Source organism: uncultured Roseibium sp., from assembly GCF_947494555.1.
Lineage (GTDB): Bacteria > Pseudomonadota > Alphaproteobacteria > Rhizobiales > Stappiaceae > Roseibium.
Map to the genome: position 1 here is coordinate 541,377 of NZ_CANLVF010000005.1, position 15,988 is coordinate 557,364.

Annotated in this window: 17 protein-coding genes; 8 read left to right on the forward strand and 9 right to left on the reverse strand. The window is 58.0% G+C overall.

All coding sequences use genetic code 11. The features are described from left to right. Nucleotides 1-63: 63 nt before the first annotated feature. Both Q0915_RS24880 and Q0915_RS24885 read left to right on the forward strand, forming a co-directional pair. Nucleotides 64-402 (forward strand): hypothetical protein, encoded by a 339-nt coding sequence (locus tag Q0915_RS24880; RefSeq protein ID WP_299480468.1) that lies wholly within the window; start codon nucleotides 64-66, stop codon nucleotides 400-402. 217 nt (nucleotides 403-619) lie between these two features. Next, nucleotides 620-1,480 carry an MBL fold metallo-hydrolase gene (locus tag Q0915_RS24885; protein WP_299480471.1) on the forward strand — a complete coding sequence of 287 codons (861 nt, stop codon included), beginning with the start codon at nucleotides 620-622 and terminating at the stop codon, nucleotides 1,478-1,480. Between the two features lie 16 nt (nucleotides 1,481-1,496). Here the strand turns inward: Q0915_RS24885 and rsmD are convergent, their stop codons facing one another. Then, nucleotides 1,497-2,057 (reverse strand): 16S rRNA (guanine(966)-N(2))-methyltransferase RsmD, encoded by a 561-nt coding sequence (gene rsmD / locus Q0915_RS24890; RefSeq protein ID WP_299480474.1) that lies wholly within the window; start codon nucleotides 2,055-2,057, stop codon nucleotides 1,497-1,499. After that, on the reverse strand, nucleotides 2,054-3,478 hold the full coding sequence (locus tag Q0915_RS24895; RefSeq protein ID WP_299480477.1) for a pseudouridine synthase: 1,425 nt from the start codon (nucleotides 3,476-3,478) through the stop codon (nucleotides 2,054-2,056). The genes rsmD and Q0915_RS24895 overlap by 4 nt, the downstream gene beginning before the upstream one ends. Nucleotides 3,479-3,564: 86 nt before the next feature. Between Q0915_RS24895 and Q0915_RS24900 the strand changes: the two genes are divergently transcribed. After that, nucleotides 3,565-4,032 (forward strand): nucleoside deaminase, encoded by a 468-nt coding sequence (locus tag Q0915_RS24900; RefSeq protein WP_299480480.1) that lies wholly within the window; start codon nucleotides 3,565-3,567, stop codon nucleotides 4,030-4,032. 141 nt (nucleotides 4,033-4,173) lie between these two features. Then, nucleotides 4,174-5,358, forward strand: coding sequence for a porin (locus tag Q0915_RS24905; RefSeq protein ID WP_299480483.1), 1,185 nt, complete (start codon nucleotides 4,174-4,176; stop codon nucleotides 5,356-5,358). A gap of 60 nt (nucleotides 5,359-5,418) precedes the next feature. Here the strand turns inward: Q0915_RS24905 and Q0915_RS24910 are convergent, their stop codons facing one another. Further along, entirely contained in the window at nucleotides 5,419-6,291 is an 873-nt protein-coding gene (locus tag Q0915_RS24910; protein ID WP_299480487.1) for an alpha/beta fold hydrolase, read from the reverse strand. 64 nt (nucleotides 6,292-6,355) lie between these two features. Further along, the gene (gene mutL / locus Q0915_RS24915; RefSeq protein WP_299480490.1) at nucleotides 6,356-8,263 is read right to left on the reverse strand and encodes a DNA mismatch repair endonuclease MutL; all 1,908 of its coding nucleotides are present in this window, start codon (nucleotides 8,261-8,263) and stop codon (nucleotides 6,356-6,358) included. A 113-nt stretch (nucleotides 8,264-8,376) separates the two neighbouring features. Between mutL and Q0915_RS24920 the strand changes: the two genes are divergently transcribed. Beyond that, nucleotides 8,377-9,252, forward strand: a complete 876-nt coding sequence (locus Q0915_RS24920) for a TIGR01459 family HAD-type hydrolase (RefSeq protein WP_299480493.1) — start codon at nucleotides 8,377-8,379, stop codon at nucleotides 9,250-9,252. A 52-nt stretch (nucleotides 9,253-9,304) separates the two neighbouring features. Here Q0915_RS24920 and Q0915_RS24925 read toward each other — a convergent pair whose 3' ends face one another. Both Q0915_RS24925 and Q0915_RS24930 read right to left on the reverse strand, forming a co-directional pair. Continuing rightward, nucleotides 9,305-9,979: a chemotaxis protein gene (locus tag Q0915_RS24925; RefSeq protein ID WP_299480496.1), complete on the reverse strand. Its 675-nt coding sequence runs from the start codon at nucleotides 9,977-9,979 to the stop codon at nucleotides 9,305-9,307. Nucleotides 9,980-10,159: 180 nt separating this feature from the next. Continuing rightward, nucleotides 10,160-10,543, reverse strand: a complete 384-nt coding sequence (locus tag Q0915_RS24930; protein ID WP_029063701.1) for a response regulator — start codon at nucleotides 10,541-10,543, stop codon at nucleotides 10,160-10,162. A gap of 250 nt (nucleotides 10,544-10,793) precedes the next feature. Here Q0915_RS24930 and Q0915_RS24935 point away from each other — a divergent pair, with 250 nt between their 5' ends. After that, on the forward strand, nucleotides 10,794-11,240 hold the full coding sequence (locus Q0915_RS24935; RefSeq protein WP_299480503.1) for a MaoC family dehydratase: 447 nt from the start codon (nucleotides 10,794-10,796) through the stop codon (nucleotides 11,238-11,240). 14 nt (nucleotides 11,241-11,254) lie between these two features. Here the strand turns inward: Q0915_RS24935 and Q0915_RS24940 are convergent, their stop codons facing one another. Continuing rightward, nucleotides 11,255-11,413 carry a hypothetical protein gene (locus tag Q0915_RS24940; protein ID WP_299480506.1) on the reverse strand — a complete coding sequence of 53 codons (159 nt, stop codon included), beginning with the start codon at nucleotides 11,411-11,413 and terminating at the stop codon, nucleotides 11,255-11,257. On the opposite strand from Q0915_RS24940, the gene Q0915_RS24945 reads away from it, so the two are divergent. Together Q0915_RS24945 and Q0915_RS24950 are read left to right on the forward strand one after the other, a co-directional pair. Then, on the forward strand, nucleotides 11,412-12,410 hold the full coding sequence (locus Q0915_RS24945; protein WP_299480508.1) for a bifunctional riboflavin kinase/FAD synthetase: 999 nt from the start codon (nucleotides 11,412-11,414) through the stop codon (nucleotides 12,408-12,410). The two genes, Q0915_RS24940 and Q0915_RS24945, sit on opposite strands and share 2 nt — an antisense overlap. Then, a complete protein-coding gene (locus tag Q0915_RS24950) occupies nucleotides 12,407-13,351 on the forward strand; it encodes a DMT family transporter (protein WP_299480511.1) in 945 nt (314 codons plus the stop codon). Before Q0915_RS24945 ends, Q0915_RS24950 begins: the two co-directional genes overlap by 4 nt. Here Q0915_RS24950 and Q0915_RS24955 read toward each other — a convergent pair. After that, nucleotides 13,324-14,580: a glycosyltransferase family 87 protein gene (locus tag Q0915_RS24955; RefSeq protein ID WP_299480513.1), complete on the reverse strand. Its 1,257-nt coding sequence runs from the start codon at nucleotides 14,578-14,580 to the stop codon at nucleotides 13,324-13,326. The two genes, Q0915_RS24950 and Q0915_RS24955, sit on opposite strands and share 28 nt — an antisense overlap. Then, nucleotides 14,577-15,773 carry a glycosyltransferase family 87 protein gene (locus Q0915_RS24960; RefSeq protein WP_299480518.1) on the reverse strand — a complete coding sequence of 399 codons (1,197 nt, stop codon included), beginning with the start codon at nucleotides 15,771-15,773 and terminating at the stop codon, nucleotides 14,577-14,579. Before Q0915_RS24960 ends, Q0915_RS24955 begins: the two co-directional genes overlap by 4 nt. Nucleotides 15,774-15,988 lie beyond the last annotated feature (215 nt).

The window sequence follows — 15,988 nt, forward strand, 5'->3', positions numbered from 1 at the left end:
CAAATTAATCCTTATTTAAGGTGATAGTAAGATAGTATTCTTAAAAATGATATAGGTGGACACATGCACAGATCGGGATCTACAGATCTGGAAAATTGCCCGGTTCCAGAAGATCTTCTCAAGAACTTGCTTGATGCGACGCTGCACGTCGTATCGGATATCGGGTCTCAATTGCCTGACCATCAAAGGGCCGCCCTGGCGGTCTATTGCTATCGCAGATCACACTTGCGCCAGTTAGGGCTCTCGCTGGCCGCGCTATGCAGCAGAACAGCTCTGGTGATGGAAGCCGGCCACGCCGGTGAACTTATCCATGTTCAAGCCCAAGCGCACAATGTTCACGACTTCGACACAGGCGTCCGTCCAAGAGGTGGAAAAGCTCCGGTCAGCCTTCACGTCGTTTGACAGTTCATCCGGGGCGGGTTCCTTCCTCCCTCCTGCCCCCACCTGCGGCAACCGCCTCCGCGCTCCTTGACGCGCTGGCCGGTTGCCTTTTCTTTGAGCTTTTCCTGACAAATTGCCTGCGAAACCATCATCTCGGGCATGCCATGTCTAAACTGCCTTGCCACAGCCGCCCGGACCGCTACTCTTTAGAAGATCGCGACCAACTGGGACGAGGCACATGGCGGCATTCGGCGTTTCCGTTTTCGATTTGGCTCTTTGCCGAGGTCTGAAGCTGCATCGGATTGCCTCGTTTTTCATGGGTTTGGCGCTGTTTTTGGTCGCGCAGCCCGCATTTGCGATCTGCCAGCTTATCGCCCAGGCCCCCGTCAGCGCGCCAAAGGCCGGCGAAATGCGGGTTTGGCAGGCCGCCCTCGAGGCCGGGGAAGTGCAAATCCGCTACATAGGCCACTCAACTTTCGAACTTGAAACACCGGGCGGTGTACGCATTGCCACCGACTACAATGATATTCACCGCCCGTTCCTGCCGCCGACGGTCGCGACGATGAACGGTGCGCATTCGACGCATTACTCCCTTTCACCGGACCCAAACATCGAGCACTTGCTCTATGGCTGGAATCCTGAAGGTGGCCCGATGGATCACGACATCACGGTCGAGGATGTCCGGATCAGGAATATCCAGACGAATATTCGCAGTTGGGATGGGGAGACACGGCGCCTTGGAAATTCGATCTTCATCTTCGAGGTCGCCGACCTGTGTATCGCGCATCTCGGCCATCTGCATCATAGGTTGACAAAGGACGATTACCTGCGGCTTGGCCAGATTGATGTTGTTTTTGCCGCGATCGACAATTCGTCGACCTTGCGGCTCGACAGCCTCATGGATGTTCTGGAAGGTATTGGCCCCTCAATGATCATCCCGATGCATTTCCATTTTGCCGGAGCTCTGCCCGCATTCACCGAGCGAGCGCTTGAAGCCGGGTACCAGATCGTCAGAGCAGAAGTGCCCAAGATTGTGACCAGCCGGGCGACACTACCATCAAAACCAACCGTTTATATCATGATGCCGGGTGGCGCCTGATCGCCAAAGCGCTCAATCAGTCCGCGTGATAACGCAGAAAAACCACCTGACTGTCGCCGCTCCGGCGTGTGTCGAGGCCTGAGAACCCGGTGGGAACGTCGATTTCAGCAGTTGCCGTTTCCTCAAGGACACAAATCGCCCCCTTCTTCAACCAACCACCTCCAGCCGCAGAAACAAGTGCCGCTTCGCCGAGTCCCTTGCCGTATGGCGGGTCTGCAAAAACGATGTCAAACGGGTCAATTGTTCCCGCGCTTCCAAGCCGTGTCGCGTCCCGGCGGAAAATTTTCGCGGCACCGTTCAATCCGAGCGTTTCCATATTGCGCCGGATTATGCCGCGCGCTTCGCTCGCCTCTTCAATGAACGTGCAATGCCGGGCACCGCGGCTCATGGCTTCGAAACCGAGTGCGCCCGTACCGGCAAAAATGTCCAGCACGCGCGCATCGTCAAGATCCGTTGAAAGGCCATGTGCCAGAATATTGAAAATTGCCTCGCGCAGCCGGTCGCTGGTCGGCCGTGTCGCCGAAGAGCGCGGTGTTGCAAGCGCGGTTCCCTTGAAACGCCCCGCGACAATTCTCACGAACGCCCGCCTCCACGCGGACGGCCGCCGCCCTTGGGTGGGTCGCGCCGCTCAGCCGCGGACCGATCTGATCTTTTTTGCTGTTGCTTGTCTTCCAAAGGTCCGTCTTCACTCCAAATGCGCCTTTGGGGCGAAGGACGCTCCTCGCCGAAATCCTTGCGAGGTCCGGGTTCCCGCGTCATGCGAAATCGAGAGCGCGGTGACACCTTTTCCTGCCTTGGACCCGAATTGCCTCGCTTGGACTGCTTCGGGCCAGAGCCCCCCGTTTTTCCAGCCTTGCGTTTGTCGGTCTCCGACTTTCCCTCCCGTGCGGTCAGCCACTTGCCCTGGCTCTGGTCACGCTTCGCGGCTCCACGCCCGGAGGTGCTTCCCGAGGCGCGCTTCTTGTCAGATGGCTTCGTTGCGGTTTCCTGCTTTGGCTGATGCAGGATCGGTGCATCAAAATCTGCGCCGGCTTCGCTTGCAAGCGCATCTCCCAGCTGATCCCGCAGAACCCTGCCCCTGATTTCGCGCACGTCACCATCGGGCAGGTCCATCAATTGAAATGGCCCGTACGAAACTCTGATCAGCCTGTTCACCGTGAGGCCGAGGTGTTCAAGGACCCGTTTGACTTCACGGTTCTTGCCTTCGCGCAGGCTGACGGTCATCCAGACATTGTTGCCCTGTTCCTTGTCGAGCACCGCTTCGATCGCGCCATAAAGGACACCGTCAATGGCAACACCATCGTTCAGCCCATCCAGTTCGGCCTGTGTCACCTTGCCGAATGCACGCACGCGATACCGGCGCAGCCATCCGGTCGACGGCAGTTCAAGCACACGTGCAAGGCCGCCGTCATTTGTCAGCAGCAACAAACCTTCCGTGTTGATATCCAGCCGCCCGACGGTCAGGACACGCGGCAGATCCTTCGGCAAACGGTCAAAGACCGTCGGTCGGCCTTCCGGATCCTTGTTGGTGGTCACCAGGCCTTTCGGCTTGTGATAGAGCCAGAGCCGCGTGCGTTCGCGTGTCGGCAGTTCCTGCCCGTCCACCAGCACCTTGTCGTTTCCTGAGACCGTCACCGCCGGTGTCGTCAGAACCTTGCCGTTGAGCTCGACGCGCCCTGCCTCGATCCAGGTTTCCGCTTCCCGCCGCGAACATAATCCGGCCCGGGCCATAACCTTTGCGATACGCTCGCCGCGCGCACCCTGGGTTTCGGTCTCAAGGCGCTGTGATCCTGCGTCCATCTTTTTGGGCGTGGCAGGCCGCGTTTGCTTTTTGGCCTGCGCGCTTTTCGTCCACCCTTGACCCTTCGGCCGCTGCGGGTGCCGCTGATTTGGTTTTCTTGTCGTCATGGATGCGTCATAGCAGAGCTTGAGCGTTTCGGAAATCGCCTGATGGCTGCCAAAATCGCAAGGGAGCCCTTTTCCTGGCGCATGGCGCATACCGACCTGCAGTCGAAACGGTTTTGACAAAACCGGCCAATTCCCGCACTGAGGCACAAACAACGGTTTCCTTGAAGTTGAACCTTATGACCGCATCGCCTTCGAAATCCGGCCAGATATCCTTCATGAGCATCGCTCTTGAGGAGGCAGAGGCGGCTGCGAAGCGCGGCGAAGTGCCCGTCGGTGCGGTCATTGTCAATGACGGTGAAATCCTGGCCCGCAATGGCAACAGGACCCTGGAGTTGAACGATCCGACGGCGCATGCGGAAATCCTTGTCATCCGTGAGGCGTGCGATCTTTTGAAATCGCAACGTCTGGCCGGCTGTGATCTCTATGTGACGCTCGAACCATGCCCGATGTGCGCCGGCGCGCTTTCATTTGCCCGTATCAGACGTCTCTACTACGGCGCCGGAGACGTAAAGGGAGGCGCGGTAGACCATGGAACGCGGTTTTTCTGCCAGCCGACCTGCCACCATTCACCGGAGGTCTATTCGGGAATTGGCGAAACGCGCTCGGCAACACTGCTGAAAGACTTCTTTGCCTCCAAAAGGTAGAGACAATTTTGCGTTGCATTGAAGCAACAAGTTTATTTTTTCGCCCACTGTTTCGCTCGCAGGATGCTTTTCCGTTAGCTAACTGTCACGCCCTTCGCTCATAATTCGGTCACCCCCAACTGATTTGCAACGGAGAGAAAAATGGCACGTTTTGTTGCTCTTGGATTGCTTGCAGGCATTGCGAGCGCTGCCGGTTCGGCCCAGGCAGCAGATCTTCCCGTTGCGCCGGAACCGATCGATTACGTGCGCATCTGCGATGCTTACGGGTCGCGCTTCTACTATATCCCCGGCACGGAAACCTGCCTGCGCGTTCGCGGGCGCGTCAGAACCGAATTCAGGGTCCGCAATTTCGGTGAGGCCGAAAACGCCTGGGGCGACCGGGACACTGACGGTTACCAGTGGCGCTCACGCGGATACCTCTATCTAGACGCCCGCACGCAGACCGAATTCGGCACCCTGCGCGGTTTCCTCGAAATCTACATGCAGCAGACGAACGACAGGGCCGGCTTTTCGATCGACAACGCCTACATCCAGTGGGGCGGCCTGACCGCCGGCCTGACCAACTCGAATTTTGACTTCTTCACAGGCTACGCATTCGACGCCCAGATCGAAAGCTACTCCGACCAGTCTCTCAATCAGATCGCCTATACCCATGCTTTCGGAAACGGTTTCAATGCAACGATAGCCATTGAGGACCAGTCCGACCGGGAAGCCGGGATCGGACTCAACGGAAGTGTTCTCGGCTACGGCGGCACCCGCATGCCTGACGTCATTGGCGTACTCGGCGTCAACCAGGGCTGGGGCGAAGCCCAGATCATGGGCGCCCTGCATCAAGTTTATCCGGAAGCTGCCTTCAACGGCACAACCGGCGGTTCCGAAGATGAACTGGGATGGGCAGTCGGTGCCGGTGTCGAAATTGAATTCGGCGGACTGGCGAACGGTGGCAGTATAGCGCTTCAGGGCGTTTATACCGATGGTGCGAGTGCCTATGGATCGACGGGCTGGAACAGTCTGATCACCGATGCTGTGTGGGATGGCAACAGCACCGAGACGACCAGGACCTGGAACGTTTTCGGCGGCGTGAGCCTAGGCCTGACGAACAATCTGGAGCTGAATGTCGAAGGCGGCTATCACAACGTCGATGCCGCCACCAGCGCCTACGATTTCACCCAGTGGAGCGTAACCAGCAACCTGGTCTGGGAACCCGTATCTGGCTTTATCCTTGGCCCCGAGCTGCAGTACCGTGATCTGGATTTCAGCGATGCATCCGGGCTCGAAGATACTTATCAGCTGTTCGGCACTTTCCGGATGCAGCGTTCTTTCTAGGAAAAGCCGTTCCCGCAGGCGCGCATTGTCCGGGTCTGCGGGACGCGAAAATCAGTTTCTCTATGACTGCAGTGCTTGCCACTTGTCCTGAACGGTTTCCCAAAGACCACGCTTCCACAAGTCACTGTGGCCGGCACCCTCGATGACCAAAAGCTCCTTCGGGTCGTTAGCGTAGTCGAATAGCCGCTTGCCATGTTCGACGGGGATCACTGCATCTTCCGTCCCGTGCAGTATCAGAACCGGCGCTGCAACGTTTCCGATCCGCTCACGGGTTTTCATCGGATCTTTCATCAAGAGATTTACGGGAAGCCAAGGGTAGCTTTCCGACGCCATGTCAACGAGTGCCGTATAAGGTGCTTCCAGCACGACAAGCCCGGCATCGGGACGCTCCGCACCAACGGCTGCGGCAAGACCGGTTCCAAGGCTCTCACCGTGGACGATAACCGGCGTACCACCTGCGGCCACGCGGTCGTAATGTTCCAGCGCGTCGGAAACGAGTGCTGCTTCGGACGGACTTCCTTCGCTGCCGGCATAGCCGCGGTGGGTCGGTGCGTATAGCCCATAGCCGCTGTCGACGATCTGCTTGAAACGGGGCGAGCGGTTCGAGAGATTGCTGGAATTGCCATGAAAATAGATAACTGTCGGGGCTCCAGGTTTGGCAGGTTCAGCCGTCCAGGCAGTGATTTTGGTGCCATCCGCCATTTCGATGATTTCAGTTGAAACCGTATCAAGTCCCTTGTCGGCTGGTGTTTCCAACTCACCGCTTGGCACGAACACGAAACTGCGCTGATTGAGATACATGTAACCGGCAGCCATCGTGTAGGCGATCACAACAACGACGATCAGTTTTCCGAGAAATCTCAACAGCTTACTTCCGGCGCCGGCTGGTTTTTCCTGTACGCTTGCATTGCCGCCGGTTTCGGTCTCCGCCATGGCTTGCTCCTTGTTCTGTCTTTTTCGCATACGCCAATCAGACCGCGACCGATCAGGTTTCGGCTTATTTCCTGCCGAAGAGCCGTTCGATATCTGTCAACTTGAGTTCAACCCAAGTCGGTCGTCCATGGTTACATTGCCCAGATTTGGGTGTTGCTTCCATGTCCCGCAAGAGTGCGTCCATTTCTTCAGGCCGCATGCGCCTGCCGGCACGGACGGACCCGTGGCAGGCCATGGTCGCAGCAACGTGATCGAGTTTTTCCTTAACCCCGTCCGCCGTTTCCCATTCAGCGAGCTCATCTGCCAGATTGCGCACCATCCCCTGGATATCCATGTCACCAAGCAGTGCCGGTGTCTCGCGCACGGCGATCGCTCCCGGGCCGAACGCTTCCAGCACGAGGCCTACTTCGGCAAGGGCGTCTGCCTTTTCATTCAGGCGGATCGCATCCTCTTCCGGCAATTCCACGATCTCCGGGATCAACAGGATCTGACGGGCGACGTCCTTCTTTGCAAGTGCTTCCTTGAGCCTCTCGTAGACAAGCCGTTCATGCGCCGCGTGCTGATCTACGATCACAACGCCGTCTTCAGTCTGGGAAATGATATATGTTTCATGCACTTGCGCGCGCGCTGCACCCAACGGCAGATCGGTCTTTTCGGTTTCGACAGGAGCCTGATGCGCTCTTGAATCCGCGGACGGGACGGCAATTCCGGTAAATCCGTTCTGTGTCTGATAAGGACTTTGCCCTGCCTCCGAAAATCCGGTCGGCACGACCTCGGAGCTTTCCAGCGGTCTGAACGCTTCCGTCTGCCATCGGGCTTCCGGCACCTGCCTTGCAAATGCCGAAGCCGTCGATCGGGCGTTGCCCGCAGACGGATGGTTTCCGGAGCCGAATGAAGACGGGCTGTGCGTCTGTTGACTGGCGCCGTGCGCGCGCAAGGCATCTAGCGCGACCGCTGCATTGGAGGTTGAAGACCGATGTCCAGCCTGAACGAGTGCGTGTTTTATCGCACCGACCAGCAACCCGCGTACGAGTTGGGAATCGCGGAAGCGCACATCCGCCTTTGCCGGGTGTACGTTGACGTCCACCTGCGCCGGATCGAGTTCGATAAACAGAACAACGACCGGATGCCGGTCCCGTGCCAGGACGTCTGCATAGGCTCCGCGGAGTCCGGAAAGCAGTAGCTTGTCCTTGACTGGCCTGCCATTGACAAAGAAAAACTGGTGCTGGGCGTTGCCGCGATGATGGGTCGGCAGACCGGCAAACCCTGTCAGGCGGACGCCTTCGCGTTCCGCATCGATTTCCATGGCATTTTCGACGAAGTCCTGACCGAGGATCTGCGCAATACGCGCCAGCTGTGGTTCATCCCCACGCGCAGCGGGCCAGGACTGTGGCTGACGGTCGGCACCCGACAGTGAAAATCCGATTTCAGGATAGGCCAAAGCGATTCGCTTGACGATTTCGGTAATCGCCGCTGCTTCCGCGCGGTCCGATTTCAGGAACTTCAAACGGGCTGGCGTTGCAAAGAAAAGGTCGCGCACTTCGACCTGTGTCCCCTTCGCCCGCGCAGCCGGGGCCAATTGGCTCTGCCTGCCGCCTTCGACCGCGATTGCCCAGGCATGGTCTTCATCTGCGTGTCGGCTCTGTATCCCAAGCCGCGCGACGGAGCCAATGGACGGCAAGGCCTCTCCGCGAAAGCCGAGTGTGCGGATATCGAAGAGGTCATCGTCGGAAATCTTGGAGGTGCAATGACGCCGGATCGCGAGTTCAAGATCCTCCCGTCGCATACCGTGGCCGTCGTCGGCGACGCGCATCAACGTCTTGCCGCCGGCTGCCGTTACAATCTCGATCTGGCTCGCCCCGGCGTCGACGGCATTTTCAACCAGTTCCTTGATAACGCTGGCGGGCCGTTCGATCACCTCGCCCGCTGCTATCTGGTTGATCACCCGTTCGCCTAGTTGCCTGACCTGCATGAAACTCCCTTTACTCGGTTTCGCACCGCGCCCTGTTCCTATATGGTCCGCGCCGAGTTTGTCTCGATTCTTTCCCAAGTTTATCAGATCAAGTCCAATCCAAGTGAGATGACATGACCGTTTCTGCACCACTTCTGATCGACGGGCTTCGCGCCGTAGCTCCCTTCTACAAGGGGATCCTGTGCGATGTCTGGGGGGTATTGCACAACGGGGTAGCAGCGTTTGAAGAGGCGCACAAGGCGCTGCGCACATACCGTGAGGAGGCCGGCGGCAAGGTCGTCCTGATCACGAATGCGCCGCGTCCGGCCAAACAGGTCGGCGAAATGCTTGAGCGGCTGGGTGTTCCCGAAGAAACATATGACGAGATCGTCACATCAGGGGATGTCACGCGCAGCATACTGGAGGCTCAGGGGAGCAAAACCCTGTTGCATCTCGGTCCCAACAGGGATCAGCCGCTCTACTGGAACCTGGAAGCAACCTTCACGACAAATGACGAAGATGCGGAGGCTATCAGCTGCACCGGTCTCGTCGACGATGAGACGGAAACGCCTGACGACTACCGGGACCGGCTCCAGAAACTGGCCGACCGGAACCTCCTGATGATCTGCGCAAATCCGGATATCGTCGTGGAGCGAGGCGACCGGCTGGTCTGGTGCGCGGGCGCACTTGCCCGCCTATACGAGGATCTGGGCGGTGAAGTCGCTATCCTGGGGAAACCGCATGCACCGATCTACCATGCGGCCATGAAAAGGCTGGAGGTTCTCTCCGGTGCCCCAATCGCCAAGGAAGACGTTCTGGCGATCGGCGACGGCCTGCCGACGGACATTCGGGGGGCGGTCTCGCAGGATATCGATGTCCTCTTCATCACCGCCGGCATTCATGCCTCTGATTTTGGTCCGAGCGATGCACCGGAGGAACACCTGATCCGCAAACGCCTGATCGAGGAAGGGCTGCGTGCCCGTGCGGCGCTGTCAAGGCTCTGGTGGTAAGAACAAAAAAGGCCGCCAGTGGCGGCCTTGGTCTTGGAGCTTTGATGCCTGTTCAGTCGAACAGCTTGTCGATATCGGCCTGAGCGTCCATCAGCATTGAATCGATGTCGTCCTGAGACACGCCCTCGCCGTCATGTTGCGGGCCATGCAGGATCAACTCGCGTTTGCGACGGTCCTCGTCGCTTTCTTCCAGATCTGCCTCAAGGTCTTCAGGAATACGCAGATGCTCGATGAACGACGATACGCGTTCGTCGATGTAGTTCAGCGTCGTAACGACTTTCGAAATCCGCTGGCCGGTGATGTCCTGGAAAGTGCAAGCTTCGAAGATGCTGATCATCTTGTTGCTGACCAGCTCCTGATAAGCTTCCGGATCGCTAGTGTCAGCCCCCATGATATCCTCGGCGGCTTCCATGATCGTGTTTGTGGCGTCCTCTGTCGCCTCCACGATGGCATCGAGCTCGCGCCCGGCACCTGGTATCTTGTTTCCGGTCATGTCATTCGCGCGCAGCTGGGAGATTTCTTCCTTCATGCGCGAAATTTCCTTGCCGATCGCTCGAAGCTCGTCCGTCACTGTCGGCTCAACAGTCGACAGGAAATCGTGCATTGAACCGGACATGACCTCTGCGAGATGCATAACATCCGTCAGAGAAACGTCACCGTCACGGGTTTTGTTTTGTTCCAGGAAGTCAATGACGCGCGCGACATTTTCCTGCTTCATGTTTGCCATTATGTTTAGGCCCCCGCATGTATGCCCCTCCGAATACACGTCCCGGCAGCCGGGCAACCGTGCATTCTGTTCTTCTTCCGGAAAGACTCCGGGATCTGCCCACCCGGCAGGCCCCAGAACCGGATATTCCGTTTGCGCCGGTGGAAGAGCCCGTTTGCAGGGCTCCACAAGCGCCGGAAATTATTCGGAGAAGACAGCCTCGATCTTGCCTTTCAACGTCTGCGCGTTGAATGGCTTCACGATGTAGTTGTTCACGCCGGCTTTTTTCGCGGCAATGACGTTTTCCGTCTTGGATTCCGCGGTCACCATAATGAACGGGGTCTTGCTGAGACCGGAATCAGAGCGAACCTGCTTGAGAAGTTCGTATCCGGTCATCGGCTCCATGTTCCAGTCGGAAATGACCAGGCCATAGCGGCGCTGCTTCATTTTCTCCAGGGCTTCGGTGCCGTCCGCGGCGTCGTCGATGTCCTCGAAACCAAGTTGTTTCAACAGGTTCCGAATGATGCGAATCATCGTTTTGTAGTCATCGACCACGAGGACCGGCATCTGAAGATCAAGGGCCATTGTCTACTCCATACTGTCAATAAGCGCGGCCCCTGGCCGTGGGCCGGTGGAAACGCGATTTGACTCTGAAGGAGAGCAACACGTTATCGTGTCCTCACCTCCCCACACTCGACACACTCTACGCGCTGCCCCTGAAAAGACCGTTAATAACGCGAGGTTTTTTCTTCGCCGAAAGCATAATTGCCAGAAAACCGCAGCGCGCCTAGCGTCCTCGGCCACGGGTGACAAGAAAAACTGGGCGGAAATTACAATGCTTGAGCTACAAACTCTTTATTTTGAAGACCTGAAAACCGGTATGCGAGAAGAGTTGACCAAACATGTCAGTTCTTCCGATGTGGTCGGCTTTGCCGAAGTTTCCGGCGATCGCAATCCAATCCACCTTTCAGAGCATTTCGCGGCCCGAACCCCATTCAAGACGCGGATCGCGCACGGGCTCTATACCGCAAGCCTGATTTCGGCGGTCCTTGGGACACGTCTACCGGGCCCAGGCGCGATCTATCTGTCCCAAACACTCAAATTCAAAGCACCCGTGAAAATCGGCGATGATGTCAAAGTGACCGTAACCGTCGAAGAACTGATGGAGCGTGGCAAACGTGCGCGCTTATCATGTGTCTGCAGCGTTGGTGAGACCGTGGTGCTTGAGGGGGAAGCGCTCGTCAAGGTTCCCGGTAAAGACGAGGACAGGTCCCTCGCCTGACATCAAACAGGCAGTCAGCCGCGCTCATCGAAGGGACCGGCCTTGACGTTTTTGCACACAGACGGCAGGTTCCTCGCCAGCGTCAGCTTGCGGGCACCTTGCGTGCGCTTGCGCTGACTGCCACTTCCCAAGAAGCCGATCCGGCCGACACACAGCGCGAAGGTTTGCTGCATGAGCCCGTCTCAATCCGCCAGTTTCTTGCATGTCGAGGATCTGGACGCATTTCCAGAGGATCTGAAAGGCGGCATTGTTGCCATCGGGAATTTCGATGGTGTCCACAGGGGACACAGAGCGGTCCTTGATGCCGCTCTAGGACTTGGCCACGGGACACATCACCCGGTTTTTGCGATGAGCTTCGAGCCCCATCCGAGAACGGTATTCAATCCTTCGAAGCCGGTCTACCGGCTCACACCGCCGCCTCTCAAAGTCGAGATGCTGAAAGTTTGCGGACTTGACGGTGCGCTTATCCTGCCGTTCACGAGAGATTTTGCCGGCATCGAAGCCAACGCCTTCGTGCAGAATATCCTGATCGAAACACTCGGCATTTCCCATGCCGTGACAGGTTACGACTTTCATTTCGGCAAGGCCCGGCAGGGAACACCCGACTATTTGCGCATGGCCGGCGCCGAACATGGCTTCGGCGTCACAATCGTGCAGCGCGAAGAGGACGAGGGTGCGGAAGTCATTTCCTCCACCCGGATCCGGGACAGCCTGGCAGAGGGTGATCTTGCCCAGGCCAACGCCTTGCTCGGGTACCGCTGGTTCTTTGAAGCGACCGTGGAACACGGCGACAAGCGTGGGCGCGACCTAGGCTATCCAACGGCCAATCTTCATATGAGCAATGATTGTCCGCTGCTTCAGGGGATCTATGCCGTCAAGGTGAAGACCGAAACCGGTTGGTTCGACGGCGTTGCAAGTTATGGCCGGCGGCCGACATTTGACAGTGGCGCGGTGGTGTTTGAAGTCTTCTTGTTCGATTTTACCGGTGATCTTTATGGACAGTCCCTCAGAGTCCATCTCGTCTCCCACTTGCGCGGCGAGGAAAAATTTGAGTCAGCCGAAGCTCTGATCGCGCAAATGGACCGTGACAGCGAAGAAGCGCGCGCTGCGTTGAACTCCCTGCAGCCGCTTTCTGAAATCGACATGAAACTGCTGGATCTGGCGTTGTGACAACCCCAGCGGCGGGAGCCTCCGTCGACCCAAATCCCATGTTCGCGATTTTCCTCATGACGTCAGCCATGCTGATCGTGCCCATCATGGATATCATCGCGAAATATCTGTCATCTGCGCTCCCGGCACTTGAGGTCACCTTTGGGCGGTTCTTCTTTCAGTTTCTGATCTGCCTGCTGATTGCGCTTGCAGCCGGCCGCACCACACGGCTCAAGTCGCGTCAGCCGATTGTCAATTTCGTGCGCGGCATTCTGCTCGCGCTGGCCTCCCTGAGCTTCTTCACTGCGGTCAAATACATGTCGGTTGCCACTGCGATTTCGATCTTCTTCATCGAACCGATGGTGCTGACGATCCTGGCAGCCCTGATCCTGAAAGAGAAAGTCGGCATCCGGCGGATCGGTGCGATCCTCGTGGGACTGCTTGGTGCGATCGTGATCCTGCGTCCGAACCTGGCTGAGATCGGCCTGGTCAGTCTTCTGCCCGTCCTGACCGCTTTTCTGTTTTCCTTTTATCTTCTGATCAACAAGCTTTATCCCGTCGAAGACGACCTTCTCACCATCCAGTTCGGAGCCGGCCTTTCCGGCGCCCTTTTGTTGGGCACCGCGCTTCTTGCCGGAACACTTGCGGAACTGGAGGGCTTTCGGTTTGTCTTGCCCTCATGGCCACAGATCGCGCTGCTCGCGGTCATCGGCTTAATATCCTTCGCGGCCCACGGGCTTGTCGTCGCCGCGTTTCAAAGGGGCAGCGCCAGTACGCTTGCACCCCTTCAATATGTTGAAATCGTGAGTGCGACGCTGTTCGGATATCTGGTCTTTTCGGACTTTCCGGATGGGCCGACCTGGGTCGGAATTGCTCTCATCATTGCTAGCGGGCTCTATATTGCCCATCGTGAACGCAAGCGAAAAACGGAAATTCAGGCGGAGACTGTCCCCGAGATGTGATCCGGTTCACCGGTTTCGTGCCGCCCGGCTTTGCCCGACAGCATGCGCCTCATGCCGAGATACAGAATGATCAATGGCAGTAGCGGCGCAACGGGCAGCCCCAAGAGGATTGCTAATGGCGGGGTTGAAGCAGACAGGCCGATCACCACCGCAAGCAAGACCTTCTCATAGGGCGGAAAACCGTCCCTGAGCCCCTCACGGATCAAAAACGCGCAGGGGATGACCAGAAGCGTCAGGTCATAGGAGAGCGCAAAGGGTGTCACGAGCAGCGTGCCGCCCACCAAAACGGCCGACCTGACGGCCATGTCGTCAGATGTGCGCCACACATTCCAGACGCACGCGAGCGCACCAATCCCTGCCACCGCCTGGACCGCCATCGACGCTATGTGGCCAAGTCCGAGCTGGCGCAAGCTGCCGTAGACCGAGATCATCTTGCCCCATTCAACACCGCCGATTTCCATCATTGCCGAGGCGACGGGCGCCTGTGCCCAGAAGATCTGCCATACGCCAAATCCCAGGACCGCGACACTGACCAGCAGAAAGGCAAGTGTCGTGACGGACGCGCTGACAAATGTACGCCAATTGAGGCTTGCGATCAGGGCAACCGGCACAAGTATCCCGAGTTGCGGTTTAATCGTCAAAATTCCGAGCGCGATGCCCGCCAGCCACAGTCTTTGCCGCTCGATGCCGACCAGGAAGAACCCGTAAAGTGCCGCGGTCAACGCTGCATTCTGACCGTGGAAAGCATTGTTCGCGCAAGCGGGAACGATTATGAGGCACGCGGCAAGCAACCAGTTTCCGGTAATCAGCCTGCAGGACAGGCACAGCAATGCTGTCGTCGAAAGAACGAACCCGGCAAAGGCGGCCTTGTAGGGAAGCGCGGCAAACACCGACAGCAGGACCTGGAAGGTGGGCGGATAGAAGAAACCGAAGACTGTTTCGGAGCCGGATATCTCGGCTTGGAGCGCGGAAAATTCAACCGGGTTGTAGACGATTTCCGGTGCGCCCAACAGCACCTGCCGGCCCGCCAACCAGAAACTGAAATAGTCCATCAGCACGGTGCCGTTCGGAGAAGCAAATGCGTTCGGAACCAGCAGAAGCCAGGCCAGGCCGAGACTGAGACCGATCGCCGAACACAGACATGCAAAGCCGATCCGGTCCCACGTCAGCCAGGCCCCGTCGCGGATACCTTTTTCCCAAAACACTGTTGTGAGCTTTCGACTGGTCATGCAACTGCCCGTTCGTGGCCGGTTGGAACCTGATGGACAAGACGCACGCTAACGAAAAGGACGATTGCCGGCGCAAGCAAGCCGAGCGGCATGCCGGAAACCGCGCCGATGTAGCGCGAGGACGCAGACACCAGCACCGCAACCGCGACCAGGGTCCACATGTAGGAAAAGCCCTGTTTTCCGTTTGTGGCGTGCATCAAAAACGCGATGGCGATCGCCAATGCGGCAAGATCGTAAGGCAGCACGTAGGGCGTTGCGAAGAAACCAGCGGACACCAGAACAGCCGCCTTCAGACCGAAGGCAGCACCAGTGCGCCACACCTTCCAGACCAGCCAGATCGCCGCCACAGCCGCAATGGCCTGAACCGTATAGGCAAGCGGTGCAGTGAATCCAAGCAGGCGTGCCGAGGCATAGACTGAGGCCATTTTGTGGAAACCTGCCATACCCTCATCAGTTGCCTGACCGGTGAATGCGGCCTGCTCCAGAAACGCCATCCAGGTTTCCGACCCGAGCACGAACCAGCTGATGCCCGCAAAAGCGATCGCTGTGAGCGAAGCGGAACAGAAAGTTCTGTAGTATCCGGCCGCCAGCAATGCGAACGGGATCAAAACACCCATCTGCGGTTTGATGGTCAGCAATCCGATGAAAACCCCGGCGAGAATCTCGCGGCGCTCGGAAAGAGCGACGAGGGCCGCACCCAGGAGCGCTGCACATAACAGGGCGTTTTGCCCATGAAACAGCGAATTGAAGGTTGCCGGCATCGCGGCAACCAGCAGCATTCCGAGCCAGCTGCGCAGGATCCGGGCGCCGACAGCCCCGGCAAAGGCGAGACTGACGGCCTGCGACGCCACGTAGGCGGGGATGGCAGCCAACGCACCCAGCGGAGCTAAAACAAGCAGGAATGTCGGTGGATAGAAGAACGGGTAGAACGCACCAGGCTCCAGATAGGGCCGTTGCAAGGCCAGAAACGCCTCGTTGTCATAAGCAACGTAAGGCGTCCCGTGCATGACCTCCGATCCCGCCAGCCAGAAACACAGGAAGTCGTTGATCGGCACGCCCTGCGGCGTCACGGCAGGACCGGACGGGGCGAAGAAATAGCTCAACACGGCCAGGTAAGCCGCCATTGCCATCAGCCCGGCGGGTATCAGGCGGTCCGTCGTCGCCCAGCGCCCTTCTGAAAAATAGGCGGCCATTCCATCCTCACGATCAACACTGCCCCATCATTAGCCGTTAGCCGTTAAAGAAAGCCTGCAATTTTGACAGGGGCAGACCTCGAATTGCCGCAGACCTCTTTATTCGCCCGGCAAGTGCTGCTATGTCCCATGCGATGCACGACAAGAACCTCATATTCATCGGCCTTGAGATGATCGCGATCACGCGAATTACTTGCCCGGCCTTCGGCTGACGC